This is a genomic window from Nonomuraea sp. NPDC049419 (assembly GCF_040676995.1).
Lineage (GTDB): Bacteria > Actinomycetota > Actinomycetes > Streptosporangiales > Streptosporangiaceae > Nonomuraea > Nonomuraea salmonea.
This window is the reverse complement of sequence record NZ_JBFAQB010000028.1, coordinates 17,675-33,053: the sequence shown is the minus strand read 5'-3', so window position 1 is coordinate 33,053 and position 15,379 is coordinate 17,675. Positions and strand designations below refer to the sequence as shown.

Sequence of the window (15,379 nt, the reverse complement as noted above, 5' to 3'; positions counted from 1 at the left end):
AAGGGATGGGCGGATGACTGCCGACGACCGGCTGGATCTGCCGATGGTGGGAGAGCGCCAGAGCCTGCGCGAGCAGGTGGCGCACGCGTTGCGGGCCGCGCTGATCACGGGTGAGATGCGCCCCGGCGTGGTCTACTCCGCGCCGGTGCTGGCCGCCCAGTTCGGCGTCTCGGCGACGCCCGTCCGCGAGGCGATGCTCGACCTGGCCAAGGAGGGCCTGGTCGAGGCGGTGCGCAACAAGGGCTTCAGGGTGACCGAGCTGTCCGACCGCGACCTCGACGAGCTGACCGAGATCCGCCAGCTCATCGAGGTGCCGACGGTCTCGCGGCTGGCCGACAGCTCGCGGGCGGAGGAGTTCGAGCGGCTGCGGCCCATCGCCGAGGAGATCGTCTCGGCCAGCGAGCGGGGCGACCTGCTCGCGTACGTGGACGCCGACCTGCGCTTCCACGTCGAGCTGCTGTCGCTGAGCGGCAACGCGCACCTGGTGTCGGTGGTCCGCGACCTGCGCAACAGGGCCAGGCTGTACGGCCTGTCGCAGCTGTCGGAGCGCGGCACGCTGACCGACTCGGCCAGGGAGCACCTGCAACTGCTCGACGCGCTCAAGAGCGGCGACGGCAAGGCGGTCGGGCACCTGATGGCCGAGCACATCGGCCACGTACGAGGCATCTGGGCAGAACACTGAGCGAACACTGAGCGGGGAACAGAACGCTGCACTGACCGCAAGTTCCGACATTCACGGATCGAGCACTCCCCGATAGGGGTAATCTCGATGCGGGCTGCCAGAGCGGCGAACGCCGGCGGTCCCACCATTCTCGTCCACGACGGCTGCGGTCAACCCGCATCCGCTGATGGCGCATGCCTGGTCAAGCGGACTCCCGCACTCCGCTGACCTTCCCGGGCTCGGCACACCCCGCCCACCGAGCCGAGCCCACCGCCGCGCGCCCGAGAGACCCCATCCCACGGGCGCGCGGCGGAACCCTCGTGACTATCCCCGGGCCCTGCGGCTCCTGGGACCCGTCCTCGTCGAGCCGAGGCTGGCGGCCACGATGCACACGATCGCCGCCCACTGCTGCACGTGCAGGATCTCGCCGAGCAGCAGCACGCCGATCAGCGCCGCCGCGGCCGGCTCCATGCTCATGAGGATGCCGAAGACGTGCTTGGGCATCCGCCGCAGCGCCTGCAGCTCCAGCGAGTAGGGGATCACCGACGACAGCAGGCCCACGCCGAGCCCGATGAGCAGCAGCTCGGGCTGCAGCAGGTCGGCGCCGCCGGTGGTGACGCCGACGGGCGCGATCACCACGGTCGAGACGATCATCGCGAACGCGAGCCCGCTCGTCCCGGGGAAGCGGCGCCCGGCCGCGGCCGACAGCAGGATGTACGCCGCCCAGAACACGCCCGCCATCAGCGCGAACGCGATGCCGAGCCAGCTCACCGTGTCGGACTCGCCCCACGGGGCCAGCAGCACCACGCCGGCGCCCGCCAGCCCGACCCACAGCAGGTCGATGCGCCGCCGGGAGGCCGCCACGGCGACGCCGAGCGGCCCGAGGAACTCGATCGCCACCGCGATGCCCATCGGCAGCCGCGCGAGCGCCTCGTAGAAGACGAGGTTCATGAGGGCGAGCGTGATGCCGAACCCGGCGCCCACCGCCCAGTCACGCCAGGAGAGCCCCCTCAGCCTGGGCCGGACGAACGCCCCCATGATGAGCGCCCCTGCCGCGATGCGCAGGAACACCACCGCGCTCGGCGGCAGCACCCCGAACAGCTCCTTGGCGAACCCGGCGCCCAGCTGCACCGAGAAGATGCCGAGCAGGACGAGCCCCGTGGGCGGGATCGAGTCGGCGGCGCTGCGCAGCAGGTTGCCGGCGCCGCTCAGGCGGGATCCGCGGTCGAGCGGATCATCGAGGGCGAAGTCGGTCACGGAACTCCTCGGTGGTGCGGGACAACCGTCTGAGCTTACCCAGGTCAGGCGACATTCCCAGCTTGAGGTGGTACTACTGACGGTTGGCTCGTAATGGCTCATATTTCCGGACAAAACCACCAGGGATTCATGAAAGCCCCCACCCCGCGGGTGAACCTCGCCCGGCCGCCGCTGGCCCTGTCCGTGTCCTCCTTCGTCAGCAGCTTCGACCGGTTCGCGGTGAGCCCCATGCTCGTGCTCATCGCCGCCGACCTGGACGTCTCGCTGTCGGCCTCCGTCACCGCCGCCAGCGGCTACTACCTGGCGTACGGGCTGACCCAGCCGCTGTGGGGCCTGCTGTCCGACCGGTTCGGGCGGGTGCGGGTGATGCGCTGGGCGCTGTCCGGCGCCGCCGTGGCGGGCGCGGTCTCCGCGCTGATGCCGGTGCTGTGGGCGCTGGTGCTGGCCAGGGTCGTCACGGGCGCGTGCTTCGGCGCGGTCATCCCGACGGGCCTGACGTACGTGGGGGACACCGTCGCGCCCTCCGTACGCCAGCGCGCGCTCACCGACCTCATGGCCGCCGCCGCGCTCGGCACGGCGCTGGCCACCGGGCTCGGCGGGGTCGTGGCGGGGTTCGTGGACTGGCGGGTGGCGTTCACCGTACCGGCGGTGTGCGCGCTGGTCTGCGCCCTCGCGCTGCGCTCACTGCCTGAGCCGCCCGCGCACGCGGGAGCGGGCAGGAGCGTCGCCGGGCATCTGGGGGCGGTGCTCGGGCAGCGGTGGGCGCTGCTGGTGTTCGGGCTGGCGTTCGCCGAAGGGGCCATCATGCTGGGCGCGATGCCGTTCCTCGCCACCGCGCTGCAGCACACCGGGCTGGCCGCCGCCGTGGCGGGCCTGGCCATCACCGCGTACGGGCTGGGCCTTTGGGGCTTCTCCCGCCTGGTCAAGACGCTCTCGGGACGCTGGCCCGCACCCGTGCTCATGCTGGTCGGCGGCGCGCAGCTGTGCCTCGGGTTCGCCCTGGTGAGCGTGCACGTCAACGTGCCGCTGGTGGCCGTCACCGCGCTGCTGCTCGGCGGCGGCTGGTCGTTCCTGCACTCCTCGCTGCAGACCTGGGCCACCTCGGTCGTGCCCGAGGCCAGGGGGACCACGATCGCGTTCTTCGCCTGCGCCTTGTTCGTCGGCAGCGCGGTCGCGTCGTGGGCGGCGGGCCCGCTCGCCGAGGACGGACGGTACGCGCTGCTGTTCGGCCTGGCCGCGGCCGCCGCCGTGCCGCTGACGGCGGTGGCCGTGCTCAGCCGCCGCCGCTACGGCGCCCTGCGCGCCGCCACGGAGACAGGAAGCTGAGCGTCACTCCCAGCGGAACGTCCGCGAGACCAGCCCCAGCGACAGCACCGCCCACGCGGCGAGCACGGCGAGCGGCATGAGCGGGAGCGCGGCGCCGTCGGCGAGCACCGAGCGCAGGCCGCCGGTCAGCGCCCCGATGGGCAGCGCCTCCAGCACCGGCCGCACCCCCTCCGGGAACGCGTTCAGCGGGAACATCACCCCGCCCACCCCCAGCAGCACCAGGTAGACCAGGTTGGCGGCGGCCAGCGTGGCCTCGGCCCGCAGCGTGCCGGCCATGAGCAGCCCCAGCCCGCTGAAGGCCGCCGTGCCCGCCACGATCAGCAGCGCCGCGCCCAGGAACGACCCGTGCGGCCGCCAGCCCAGCGCCAGCCCCACGGCCACGATCACTGCGGCCTGCACCAGCTCGACGCCCACCACGGCCGCCGTCTTGGCCAGCATGAGCCCGCTCCTGGACAGCGGCGTCGCGCCCAGCCGCTTGAGCACGCCGTAGCGGCGCTCGAAGCCGGTGGCGATGGCCTGCCCGGTGAAGGCGGTGGACATGACCGCCAGCGCGAGCACCCCCGGCACCAGGAAGTCGACCCGCCGGCCGCCGCCCACGTCGATCAGCGGCGCCAGCGAGAAGCCGGTCAGCAGCAGCACGGGGATGATGAGCGTCAGCAGCAGCTGCTCGCCGTTGCGCAGCGTGGCCCGCATCTCCGCGCCGGCCTGCGCCAGCACCATGCGCGGGAACGGCGCCGCGCCGGGCGCGGGCGTGAGGTCGAGCGCGGTCATCGCAGCTCCTTGCCGGTCAGCTCGAGGAAGACGTCTTCGAGGGTGCGCCGCTCGATGCGCAGGTCGTCGGCCGTGACGCCCTCGGCCGCGCACCAGGCGGTGACGGTCGCCAGCAGCTCGGGCCCGACCAGGCCCTCGATGATGTAGTGGCCGGCCGGCGACTCCTTGGCCGCGCTGCCCGTGGGGAGCGCGTTGAGCAGCTCTTCCAGCGCCAGACCGGGACGCGCCCTGAACCGCAGCTGCCGCTCGGCCCCGGTCAGCGAGGCCGGGCTGCCCTCGGCGACCACGCGGCCCCTGTCGATGATGACGACGTGGTCGGCCAGCCGCTCGGCCTCGTCCATGTGGTGGGTGGTGAGCACGACCGAGACCCCCGCGCCGCGCAGCTCGCCGACGAGGTCCCAGCACGCGTGGCGGGCCTGCGGGTCGAGGCCGGCGGTCGGCTCGTCGAGGAAGACCAGCTCGGGACGCCCGATGACGGCCGCGGCCAGCGACAGCCGCTGCTGCTGCCCGCCGGACAGCCGCCGGAACGGGGTGCGGGCGTGCTCGGTCAGCCCCAGCCGCGCGAGCAGCGCACCGGGGTCGAGCGGGCGGGCGTAGAAGCGGGCGACCAGGCGCAGCCACTCGGCGCAGCGCGTGGCCGGCGGCACGCCACCGGCCTGCGGCATGATGCCGACGCGGGCGCGCAGCTCAGGCCGCGTCGGGGCGAGGCCGAGCACCTTGACCGTGCCGCCGTCGGCGCTGCGGAACCCCTCGCAGATCTCCACGGTGGACGTCTTGCCCGCGCCGTTGGGGCCGAGGACCGCGGTGACCTCGCCGCGTTCCGCCCTGAAGGTGAGGCCGTCGACGGCCGTGGTGGCGCCGTAGCGTTTGACCAGGCCGGCGACCTCGACGGCCGGCTCCGGCGGCTGCCGTGGGACCGGCCCTGGCAGCGGGTCGGCGGCTCGGGATTCCATGGCCACGAGTTTAGGGACTCCACGGGGCGGTTCGCCGCGCAGGTGAGAGCGACGGCGGGCGTGGCTCTTGCGAAAAGTCGGGAAATATCAGATAACCGGGAATTAGGAGGACCGGAACACCGTTCCTACACCTCGGCCCTCGGGGGCCAGCGCCGACGAGGGAGAGGGGAACACGCATGTCCGTGGCCGAAGCCGCCACGTCCGCAGCACCGTCCGTCACCACACCCGCAGCACCTGGTTCAGCACAGAACGCAGCAGGCACGGCCGTCCCGCAGGAGCGGAGGAGCCGCCGCGGACTGCTGCTGCTGATCCTCGGCGCGCTGTCGGCGATCGGCCCGCTGTCCATCGACATGTACCTCCCCGCGCTGCCCGCCATCACCTCCGAGATGCTGAGCGCGCCCGCGCAGGTGCAGCTCACCTTGACCGCCTGCCTCATCGGCGTGTCCGTCGGCCAGGTGGTCGCCGGGCCGCTCAGCGACGTGCGCGGGCGGCGGGTGCCGCTGATGATCGGCGTCGCCGGATTCATGGCCGCCTCGCTGCTGTGCGCGTTCGCGACCTCGGTGCCGGCCCTCATCGTCTTCCGGCTGCTGCAGGGCGTGCTGGGCGGCGCCGCGCTGGTCATCGTGCGCGCGGTCGTGCGCGACCTGTACGACGGCGCCGCCATCGCCCGCATCTTCGCCACGCTGATGCTGGTCAGCGGTCTCGCGCCGATCCTCGCCCCGATCGCGGGCGCGCAGCTGCTGGCGTTCACGTCGTGGCGCGGGGTGTTCGTGGCGCTCAGCCTCGCGGGCCTCGTGCTGCTGGTGGCCGTGCTGGCCGGCGTGCGCGAGACCCTGCCGGCGGGACAGCGCGAGGCCGGCGGGCTCAAGCACACCGTGGGCACGTTCTGGCAGCTCCTGCGCGACCGTACGTTCATGGGCTTCGCCCTGACCGGCGGCCTGGCGTTCGGCGCGATGTTCGGCTACATCTCCGGCTCGCCGTTCGTCCTCCAGGAGGTGTACGGCGCCACGCCCCAGCAGTACTCGCTCATCTTCGGGCTCAACGCCCTGGCGCTGACCATCACCGCGCAGGTCGGCGGCCGGCTGTCGGGACGGGTGCCGCCCGTCCTGCTGGTCCGCATCGGCCTGGCCACCTCGCTGGCGGGCGCGGTGCTGCTGCTGACCGCCGCGCTGGCCGGGCTCGGCCTGTGGGGCGTGGTGGCGGGCCTGTTCGTCATCATGCTCGGCCAGGGCCTGACCCTGCCCGGCACCGGCGCGCTGGCGCTCGGCTCCCAGCCCGCCCAGGTCGCGGGCAGCGCCTCGGCGCTGACCGGCGTGCTGCAGTTCGCGCTGGGCGCGGCCGCCGCCCCGCTGGTCGGACTTGCCGGATCCGGCTCCGCGCTGCCCATGGCATGTGTCATGCTCGGGCTCTTCCTGTGCTCGGCGCTGTCGTTCACGATCCTGGGCCGGGCAAAGGCGACAAAAGTTAGGTAAGCCTACCCTGCGTGACAAATTCCATTCCCGCCCCTGCTCAGATCCGTTTGTGCACCGGGAAGGAATTACGGCACACTGATGTTGTGAAAAACATGTCCACGATGGAGCCAGGCAGCGAGCGCGGCACGCGCGCCCGTGTCGCCAGGCTGATCCTGGAGCATGGTCCCATCGCGGCCGCCGCCCTGGGCGAGCGGCTCGGGCTCACGTCCGCCGCCGTCCGGCGTCACCTCGACGCCCTGGTGGCCGAGGGGATGATCGAGCCTCGCACGATCCGCCCGCGCGGTCAGCGCGGGCGCGGACGGCCGGCCAAGCTGTTCGCGATCACCGATGCGGGGCGCAGTGCTTTCGAGCACGCCTATGACGACCTGGCCGGGAGCGCGCTGCGCTTCCTGGCCCGGCGCATGGGAGAGGAAGCCGTGGCCGACTTCGCCCGCGAGCAGGTGGCGAGCCTGCTTCAGCGGCTGGAGCCGGCCATGCGGACGGTGCCCGCGGACCAGCGCGTGCAGATGCTGGCGCAGGCTCTGTCGGCGGAGGGGTACGCCGCCTCGGCCACCAAGGCCAAGTCCGGCGGCGACCAGCTCTGCCAGCACCACTGCCCGGTGGCTCACGCGGCCGCGGAGTTCCCGCAGCTGTGCGAGGCCGAGACGGAGGCGTTCGCGCAGCTGCTCGGCACCCCGGTGCAGCGCCTGGCCACGATCGCCCACGGCGACGGGGTGTGCACCACGCACGTGTCCCCCCAGTCCCTGGCCGATTCCGCACATAAAGACAAGAGCAAGGAGACCGGAAGGTGACTGTCACCGACCGCCCGGAGCTGGAAGGCCTCGGGAATTACAAGTTCGGCTGGGCCGACCCGGATGCCGCGGGTGCGGCGGCCAAGCGAGGCCTGTCCGAGGAGGTCGTCCGCAACATCTCCGCGCTCAAGAACGAGCCGGAGTGGATGCTCGACCTTCGCCTGAAGGGCCTCCGCCTGTTCGACAAGAAGCCGCTGCCGACGTGGGGCTCCGACCTCACCGACATCGACTTCGACAACATCAAATACTTCGTGCGCTCGACCGAGAAGCAGGCCGCTTCCTGGGACGAGCTGCCCGCCGACATCAAGAACACCTACGACAAGCTCGGCATCCCCGAGGCGGAGAAGCAGCGCCTCATCGCCGGCGTCGCGGCCCAGTACGAGTCCGAGGTCGTCTATCACAAGATCCGTGAGGACCTCGAGGAGAAGGGTGTCATCTTCGTCGACACCGACACGGGCCTGCGCGAGCACGAGGACATCTTCAAGGAGTACTTCGGTTCGGTGATCCCGGTGGGCGACAACAAGTTCGCCGCGCTCAACACCGCCGTGTGGTCCGGTGGCTCGTTCATCTACGTGCCGCCGAACGTCGAGGTCGAGATCCCGCTGCAGGCCTACTTCCGGATCAACACCGAGAACATGGGCCAGTTCGAGCGGACCCTGATCATCGTCGACGAGAACAGCTACGTCCACTACGTCGAGGGCTGCACCGCGCCGATCTACTCCTCCGACTCGCTGCACAGCGCGGTCGTCGAGATCGTCGTGAAGAAGAACGCCCGCTGCCGTTACACGACCATCCAAAACTGGTCCAACAACGTCTACAACCTGGTCACCAAGCGCGCCGTCGCCTACGAGGGCGCGACCATGGAGTGGATCGACGGCAACATCGGCTCCAAGGTCACGATGAAGTACCCGGCCGTCTACCTCATGGGCGAGCACGCCAAGGGTGAGACGCTGAGCGTCGCGTTCGCCGGCGAGGGCCAGCACCAGGACGCCGGCTCGAAGATGGTGCACCTGGCGCCCAACACCAGCTCCAGCGTCATCTCCAAGTCGGTGGCGCGCGGCGGCGGCCGCACCTCCTACCGCGGTCTCGTGCAGATCGAGGAGGGCGCCCACGGCAGTGCCAGCACCGTCAAGTGCGACGCCCTGCTGGTCGACCAGATCAGCCGCTCCGACACCTACCCCTACGTCGACGTCCGCGAGGACGACGTCTCGATGGGCCACGAGGCCACGGTCTCCAAGGTCAGCGAGGACCAGCTGTTCTACCTCATGAGCCGCGGGCTCGACGAGGACGAGGCGATGGCGATGATCGTGCGCGGCTTCGTCGAGCCGATCGCGCGTGAGCTGCCCATGGAATACGCGCTCGAGCTCAACCGGCTGATCGAGCTGCAGATGGAAGGAGCCGTCGGCTGATGGGCCTGAACGAGAAGCCCCTGTCGACCCTGCACGAGAAGTCGTCCTTCGACCTGGCCGACTTCGACGTCCCGACGGGTCGCGAGGAGGCGTGGCGCTTCACGCCGCTCTCCCGCCTGAAGGGCCTGCACAACGGCAAGGCCGAGCCGGCCGGCCACGTCCGCGTCGACGTCGAGGCGGCGCCCGAGGTGACCGTCGAGACGGTCGGCCGCGACGACGCCCGCCTCGGCACGTCGTTCGTGCCGTCCGACCGGGTCAGCGCCCAGGCCTGGACCAGCTTCGAGAAGGCCACCGTCATCACGGTGCCGCGCGAGGCCGTCACCTCCAGGCCGACCGTGCTGACGCTGACCGGCGAGCAGGCCGTCGCCGGCGGCGCCGCCTACGGCCACATCGTGGTCAAGGTCGAGCCGCTGGCCGAGGCCGTGCTCGTGCTCGACCACAAGGGCAGCGCCGTCTACGCCGACAACATCGAGTTCGTCGTCGGCGAGGGCGCCAGCCTCAAGGTCGTCAGCCTCCAGGACTGGAACGACGACGCGGTCCACGTCTCGGCCCACCACGCCCAGCTCGCCAAGGACGCGACGTTCCGCAGCTTCGTGGTGACGTTCGGCGGCGACCTCGTACGCCTGTCGCCCAGCGTCTCCTACACCGCCGCGGGCGGCGACGCCGACATGTCGGGCGTCTACTTCGTGGACGCGGGGCAGCACCTCGAGCACCGCCTGCTGGTCGACCACTCGCAGCCCAACTGCAAGAGCAACGTCGACTACCGCGGCGCGCTGCAGGGCGAGGAGGCGCACGCCGTCTGGATCGGCGACGTCATCATCAGGGTCGAGGCCGAGGGCACCGACACCTACGAGCTCAACCGCAACCTCATCCTCACCGACGGCGCCCGCGCCGACTCGGTGCCCAACCTCGAGATCCTCACCGGCGAGGTCGCCGGCGCGGGGCACGCCTCCGCCTCCGGCCGCCTCGACGACGAGCACATCTTCTACCTCCAGGCCCGCGGCATCCCGCACGACGAGGCCCGCAGGCTGGTCGTGCGCGGCTTCCTCGGCCAGCTGGTCGAGAAGATCGAGATCGAGGAGATCCGTGAGCGCGTGATGAACGCCCTGGAGGCGGAGCTCGCGCGATGAGCGGTTTCGAGAAGGTGTGCAAGCTCGCCGACATCCCCGAAGACGGGGTCATCGGCGTCGAGGTCGATGAGACCCCGGTCGCGCTCGTGCGCAAGGGCGGCGACGTCTTCGCCCTGCACGACATCTGCTCCCACGCCGAGGTCAAGCTCAGCGAGGGCGAGGTCTACGACGGCACGCTGGAGTGCTGGCTGCACGGCTCGTGCTTCGACATCCGCACGGGCAAGCCCACCGGACCTCCCGCGACCCGCCCAGTCAACGTCTACACAGTGAAGATCGACGGCGATGACGTCCTCGTCTCGCTCTCGAAGGAGTCCTAAGCACATGTCCACCCTTGAGATCCGTGACCTGCAGGTCGCCGTCGAGGACAAGGAAATCCTGCGCGGCGTCAACCTGACCGTGAAGGCCGGCGAGACCCACGCCATCATGGGCCCCAACGGCTCGGGCAAGTCGACGCTCGCCTACGCGATCGCCGGTCACCCCAAATACACGATCACCGGCGGCCAGGTGCTGCTCGACGGTGTGGACCTGCTGGAGCTGTCGGTCGACGAGCGGGCCCGCGCGGGCCTGTTCCTGGCCATGCAGTACCCGGTCGAGGTCCCCGGCGTGTCGGTCTCGAACTTCCTGCGCTCGGCCGTCACCGCCGTCCGCGGCGAGGCGCCGAAGCTGCGCGAGTTCGCCAAGGACCTGAAGAACGGCATGGACGCGCTGTCCATCGACCCGGCCTTCGCCCAGCGCAACCTCAACGAGGGCTTCTCCGGCGGCGAGAAGAAGCGCCACGAGATCCTTCAGATGGAGCTGCTCAAGCCGAAGATCGCGGTGCTCGACGAGACCGACTCCGGCCTCGACGTCGACGCGCTGCGCGTGGTGTCGGAGGGCATCAACCGCTTCCGCGCCTCCGGCGAGACCGGCGTGCTCCTCATCACCCACTACACCCGCATCCTGCGCTACGTGAAGCCGGACTTCGTCCACGTCTTCGCGGCGGGCCGCATCGTCGAGGCGGGCGGGCCTGAACTGGCCGAGAAGCTCGAGGCCGAGGGCTACGAGCAGTACACGAAGGCATCTGCATGACTTCCATCAGCTTCGATGTGGAGAAGATCAGGAAGGATTTCCCGGTCTTCTCCCGCGAGCTGCCCGACGGGCGTCCGCTCGTCTATCTCGACTCGGGCAACTCCTCACAGAAGCCCAACCAGGTCATCGAGACCATGCGGGAGCACCTGGCGCTGCACTACAGCAACGTCGGGCGCGCCATGCACGTGCTGGGCGCCGAGTCCACCGACGCCTACGAGGGAGCCCGCGACAAGGTGGCGGGCTTCATCGGGGCGCCGGCACGCGAGGAAGTGGTCTTCACCAAGAACGCCTCCGAGGCGCTCAACCTGCTGGCCTACTCCTTCGGCAACCCCGCCAACACCGACCCCCGCTTCACGCTGGGGCCGGGCGACGAGATCGTCGTCTCGGAGATGGAGCACCACTCCAACATCGTGCCGTGGCAGCTGCTCGCGCAGCGCACGGGCGCGACGCTGAAGTGGTTCGGCGTCACCGACGACGGCCGGCTCGACTACGACCCCGCCCTCATCACCGAGCGCACCAAGGTCGTCTCCATCGCCCACCAGTCCAACGTGCTCGGCACGATCAACCCGGTGGCCCAGGTGGCGCGGCGGGCTCACGAGGTGGGTGCGCTGCTCGCGCTCGACGCCTCCCAGTCCGTGCCGCACCACCGCACCGACGTGACCGCGCTGGGCGCCGACTTCGTGGCCTTCACCGGCCACAAGATGGTCGGCCCTTCGGGCATCGGCGTGCTGTGGGGGCGGGCCGAGCTGCTCGAGGCGATGCCTCCGTTCCTGGGCGGCGGAGAGATGATCGAGGCGGTCTGGATGGACCGCTCGACGTACGCGCCGATCCCGCACAAGTTCGAGGCGGGCACGCCGCCCATCGTCGAGGCCATCGGGCTCGGCGCGGCGGTCGACTACCTCACCGAGGTCGGCATGGACGCCATCGAGGAGCACGAGCGCGCCCTGACGGCCTACGCCCTCGAGGCGCTGCGCGAGCTGCCCGGGCTGCGCGTCATCGGCCCCGAGACGCTGGAGGAGCGCGGGGCCACGGTGTCGTTCACGCTGGAGGGCATCCACCCGCACGACGTGGGGCAGATCCTGGACGACACGTTCGGGGTGGCCGTGCGCGTCGGGCACCACTGCGCGCGGCCGCTGCACCTGCGTTTCGGAATACCGGCGACCACGCGGGCGTCTTTCTACCTGTACAACACCACGGGCGAGATCGACGCCCTGGTGCGCGGCCTCCATCACGTTCAGAAGGTGTTCGCATAGCCATGATCGGCGAGTCGATGTACCAGGAGCTGATCCTGGAACACTACAAGCACCCGCAGGGGCGGGGGCTGCGCGAGCCGTACGACGCCGAGGTTCACCACGTGAACCCGACGTGCGGCGACGAGATCACGCTCAGGGTCAAGGTGGACGACGCCGGCACGATCCTCGACGTCTCCTACGACGGCCAGGGCTGCTCCATCAGCCAGGCCGCCGCCTCCGTGCTGCACGAGCTGGCCACCGGCTCGACGGTCCAGGAGACGCTGTCCGTGGTCGACGAGTTCACCCGGCTGATGCAGGGCAGGGGACAGGTGGAGGCCGACGAGGACGTCCTCGGCGACGCGGTCGCGTTCGCGGGCGTGGCCAAGTTCCCGGCGCGTGTCAAATGCGCGTTGCTTTCTTGGATGGCCTACAAGGATGCGGTTGTGAGGAGCGCTGCCCAATGAGCAAGCCAGTGGAGACGCCGACCGATTTCGACGGCGAGACGAGTGCCGACGAGGTCATGGAAGCCCTCAAGGACGTCGTCGACCCCGAGCTCGGCATCAACGTCGTCGACCTGGGCCTGGTCTACGGGCTCAACCTCGACCCGGCCGACGGCGGCAAGCCCGTCGCCACCATCGACATGACGCTGACCAGCGCCGCCTGCCCGCTGACCGACGTCATCGAGGACCAGGCGCATTCCGCGCTCGACGGCATGGTGTCCGACGTGAAGATCAACTGGGTCTGGCTGCCGCCGTGGGGCCCTGACAAGATCACTGACGAGGGGCGCGAGCAGCTCCGTATGCTAGGCTTCAACGTCTGATCTTTTCCGCTGTCACGGCTGGCGTAAAGCGTCAGCCGTTTCAGCGTGCAATAGCGTTTCCGGAAAGTCCGGGCGCGTCCCGGGGGAATATCCGATAACATCCCCGGCGTTGGTAACAGATATACCTGACGTCTCATCGCGCGTCTCGCACCGCCTGCGGCCGGTGCCAGGTATGTCCCCCCTCCTCTTCCCGCCCCCATGACGGCGGGTGCCCTTAACCTGTGCGGCCCCGCCGCATGCCTTGGCTCGTCCTTTCGCAGAAGTGACGTGCCACTTCGACGGAAAGGCACGACTTTCGTGACCATGCTTGACGCTGTCATGCCCACGCTCGACGACACCACGATCGAGCCGGGCCCGTCCGAATTCGAGCTGCTCGGCCTGCCGAAGCCGCTCGTCAACGGGCTGGCCAAGCTGGGCTTCGACAGCCCGTTCCCCATTCAGAGCGCGACGATCCCCGACGTGCTCGCCGGCCATGACGTGCTCGGCCGCGGCCAGACCGGCTCCGGCAAGACGCTCGCCTTCGGCCTGCCCACCATGGCCCGCATCGCCGGCGCGAAGCCCGCCCCAGGGCGGCCCCGCGCGATGATCCTCGTGCCCACCCGTGAGCTCGCGCTCCAGGTGCACGACGCCCTCGAGCCCCTCGGCCGCGGCCTCGGCCTGCGCATGAAGGTCGTCGTCGGCGGCATGTCGATGGGCAAGCAGATCGAGGCGCTGCGGCGCGGCGTCGACATCGTCATCGCCACCCCCGGCCGCCTCGGCGACCTCATCAGGCAGGGCGAGTGCTCGCTCGGCGACGTCGAGGTGAGCGTCCTCGACGAGGCCGACCACATGTGCGACCTCGGCTTCTTCCCGGTCGTCACCGACCTGCTCGCGCAGACCCCGTCCGACGGTCAGCGGCTGCTGTTCTCCGCCACGCTCGACGGTGACGTCGACAAGCTGGTGCAGCGCTTCCTGAAGAACCCCATCACCCACTCCGTGGCGCCCGCGACCTCCCCGGTCGACACCATGGAGCACCACGTCATGCAGGTGACGCGCGACGACAAGTTCGACGTCACGGCCGAGATCGCCAACCGCGAGGGCCGTACGATCATCTTCGTCCGCACCCAGCACGGCGTCGACCGGCTGTGCAAGCAGCTCGCCAGGGTCGGCGTCAAGGCCGGCGGCCTGCACGGCGGCAAGCGCCAGAACCAGCGCACCCGCATCCTGTCGGAGTTCCGCGAGGGCTCCGTCAACGTGCTGGTCTGCACCGACGTCGCCGCCCGCGGCATCCACGTCGACAACATCAGCCTGGTGCTGCACGTCGACCCGCCGCAGGACCACAAGAGTTACCTGCACCGGGGCGGCCGCACGGCGCGCGCCGGCGAGAAGGGCACCGTGGTGACGCTGGTGCTGCCCAACGAGCGCCGCTCGACCGACGCGCTCACCCGCAGGGCCGGCATCCACCCGTTCCGTCTCAAGGCCACGCCGGGCCACCCGCGCCTCGCCGAGGTGACCGGGGCCCGCACGCCGAGCGGCGAGTCCATCCCCGTGTGGGAGCCCGACGTCCGCAAGCCGCTGCGCCCGCGCCGCGAGGGCGGCACCTCCGAGCGCCGTGGCCGCCGCGGCCGCCGCGACTTCGACGGTGAGCGCCGCCCGCGCCGCCACGAGGACGGCGAGCGGTCGTTCGGCGACGACCGGCGTCCGCGCCGGGAGGTCGACGGTGAGCGCAGGCCCCGCCGCGAGTTCGACGGCAACCGCGCGCCGCGCCGCCACGACGGCGACCGGCCGTTCAGCGCTCCGTCCGACGAGCGCCGCCCGCACCGGCACGGTGAGGGTGAGCGGCCGTTCGGGCGCTCGCAGGAGCCCCGCACGTTCGGCGACGACCGCCGGCGCGAGGGGCGCGGCGGCCGGGGCGGCTACCGCTCCGACGACCGCCCGCTGCGCCAGGACGACCGTGGCCCGCGTTACGGCGCCGACCGTGGCCGCCCGTTCTCGGGTGACCGCGACCGTGGCTACCGTTCCGACGACCGGCCCGCCGGTTACCGCTCCGACGACCGTCCTGGGGGTTACCGCCCCGGGCGTACCGACGAGCGCGGCAACGGCGGCTACCGCCGCAACTCCGGCCGCCGCTACGAGCGCTGACCGGTTCTGATGCACGGACATCGCCCGCCGCACCCGCGAGGTGCGGCGGGCGTCGTGCTTTCCGCCTCAGCCCTTGAGCCCGCTGAGCGTGATGCCGCGGACGAAGTACCGCTGGAAGATCAGCAAGAACACGACGGCGGCAGCGAGGCGGTCAGCCGGCCGCCATGATGGCGCGCCCTGGTGGTCGCGGGGGCGTGGCCGTCCGCCTGCTCGGTCCTGGTCCGGCCGCTGGTGGCGCACGCCGCGCCGAGGAACGCGAGCAGGATGGCGCTGCCAGCCGGTTCATCGGTCGGGGACGGGACGAAAGCAGCCGTCCGATGTGTCCGGACTCATGACCAGGTGATGACGGTCGTCTCGCGTGGCGGACG

The 15,379-nt window shown here is 71.0% G+C and carries 15 protein-coding genes; 12 read left to right on the top strand and 3 right to left on the bottom strand.

Going from position 1 to position 15,379, the window contains the following annotated elements; all coding sequences use genetic code 11:
• Positions 1–13 precede the first annotated feature (13 nt).
• Entirely contained in the window at positions 14–682 is a 669-nt protein-coding gene (locus AB0K12_RS44160) for a GntR family transcriptional regulator (RefSeq protein WP_355421840.1), read from the top strand.
• 303 nt (positions 683–985) lie between these two features.
• On the opposite strand, the gene AB0K12_RS44155 is transcribed toward AB0K12_RS44160, so the two are convergent.
• The gene (locus AB0K12_RS44155; RefSeq protein WP_364574574.1) at positions 986–1,918 is read right to left on the bottom strand and encodes a DMT family transporter; all 933 of its coding nucleotides are present in this window, start codon (positions 1,916–1,918) and stop codon (positions 986–988) included.
• A gap of 129 nt (positions 1,919–2,047) precedes the next feature.
• On the opposite strand from AB0K12_RS44155, the gene AB0K12_RS44150 reads away from it, so the two are divergent.
• Positions 2,048–3,244 (top strand): MFS transporter, encoded by a 1,197-nt coding sequence (locus AB0K12_RS44150; RefSeq protein ID WP_364574572.1) that lies wholly within the window; start codon positions 2,048–2,050, stop codon positions 3,242–3,244.
• 3 nt (positions 3,245–3,247) lie between these two features.
• On the opposite strand, the gene AB0K12_RS44145 is transcribed toward AB0K12_RS44150, so the two are convergent.
• Both AB0K12_RS44145 and AB0K12_RS44140 read right to left on the bottom strand, forming a co-directional pair.
• Positions 3,248–4,015, bottom strand: a complete 768-nt coding sequence (locus AB0K12_RS44145) for an ABC transporter permease (protein ID WP_364574570.1) — start codon at positions 4,013–4,015, stop codon at positions 3,248–3,250.
• On the bottom strand, positions 4,012–4,968 hold the full coding sequence (locus tag AB0K12_RS44140) for an ABC transporter ATP-binding protein (RefSeq protein ID WP_364574568.1): 957 nt from the start codon (positions 4,966–4,968) through the stop codon (positions 4,012–4,014). Before AB0K12_RS44140 ends, AB0K12_RS44145 begins: the two co-directional genes overlap by 4 nt.
• Positions 4,969–5,144: 176 nt before the next feature.
• Here AB0K12_RS44140 and AB0K12_RS44135 point away from each other — a divergent pair, with 176 nt between their 5' ends.
• The 10 genes from AB0K12_RS44135 to AB0K12_RS44090 all read left to right on the top strand — a co-directional run bounded on the left by AB0K12_RS44135 (position 5,145) and on the right by AB0K12_RS44090 (position 15,011).
• Positions 5,145–6,440 carry a multidrug effflux MFS transporter gene (locus tag AB0K12_RS44135; protein WP_364574566.1) on the top strand — a complete coding sequence of 432 codons (1,296 nt, stop codon included), beginning with the start codon at positions 5,145–5,147 and terminating at the stop codon, positions 6,438–6,440.
• Positions 6,441–6,532: 92 nt separating this feature from the next.
• Positions 6,533–7,231 (top strand): helix-turn-helix domain-containing protein, encoded by a 699-nt coding sequence (locus tag AB0K12_RS44130; RefSeq protein WP_364574564.1) that lies wholly within the window; start codon positions 6,533–6,535, stop codon positions 7,229–7,231.
• Entirely contained in the window at positions 7,228–8,640 is a 1,413-nt protein-coding gene (gene sufB, locus AB0K12_RS44125) for a Fe-S cluster assembly protein SufB (protein ID WP_355421862.1), read from the top strand. Before AB0K12_RS44130 ends, sufB begins: the two co-directional genes overlap by 4 nt.
• Positions 8,640–9,770 carry a Fe-S cluster assembly protein SufD gene (gene sufD / locus AB0K12_RS44120; protein ID WP_364574562.1) on the top strand — a complete coding sequence of 377 codons (1,131 nt, stop codon included), beginning with the start codon at positions 8,640–8,642 and terminating at the stop codon, positions 9,768–9,770. The genes sufB and sufD overlap by 1 nt, the downstream gene beginning before the upstream one ends.
• Positions 9,767–10,087: a non-heme iron oxygenase ferredoxin subunit gene (locus AB0K12_RS44115; RefSeq protein ID WP_364574560.1), complete on the top strand. Its 321-nt coding sequence runs from the start codon at positions 9,767–9,769 to the stop codon at positions 10,085–10,087. The genes sufD and AB0K12_RS44115 overlap by 4 nt, the downstream gene beginning before the upstream one ends.
• Positions 10,088–10,091: 4 nt before the next feature.
• Positions 10,092–10,838: a Fe-S cluster assembly ATPase SufC gene (gene sufC, locus AB0K12_RS44110; protein ID WP_345386094.1), complete on the top strand. Its 747-nt coding sequence runs from the start codon at positions 10,092–10,094 to the stop codon at positions 10,836–10,838.
• Entirely contained in the window at positions 10,835–12,091 is a 1,257-nt protein-coding gene (locus tag AB0K12_RS44105) for a cysteine desulfurase (RefSeq protein WP_364574557.1), read from the top strand. Before sufC ends, AB0K12_RS44105 begins: the two co-directional genes overlap by 4 nt.
• Positions 12,092–12,093: 2 nt before the next feature.
• Positions 12,094–12,534 carry a Fe-S cluster assembly sulfur transfer protein SufU gene (gene sufU, locus AB0K12_RS44100; RefSeq protein ID WP_364574555.1) on the top strand — a complete coding sequence of 147 codons (441 nt, stop codon included), beginning with the start codon at positions 12,094–12,096 and terminating at the stop codon, positions 12,532–12,534.
• Complete coding sequence (locus tag AB0K12_RS44095; RefSeq protein ID WP_364574553.1) at positions 12,531–12,890, top strand: metal-sulfur cluster assembly factor; 360 nt, start codon at positions 12,531–12,533, stop codon at positions 12,888–12,890. Before sufU ends, AB0K12_RS44095 begins: the two co-directional genes overlap by 4 nt.
• 303 nt (positions 12,891–13,193) lie before the next feature.
• Positions 13,194–15,011 carry a DEAD/DEAH box helicase gene (locus tag AB0K12_RS44090; protein ID WP_364574551.1) on the top strand — a complete coding sequence of 606 codons (1,818 nt, stop codon included), beginning with the start codon at positions 13,194–13,196 and terminating at the stop codon, positions 15,009–15,011.
• Positions 15,012–15,379 lie beyond the last annotated feature (368 nt).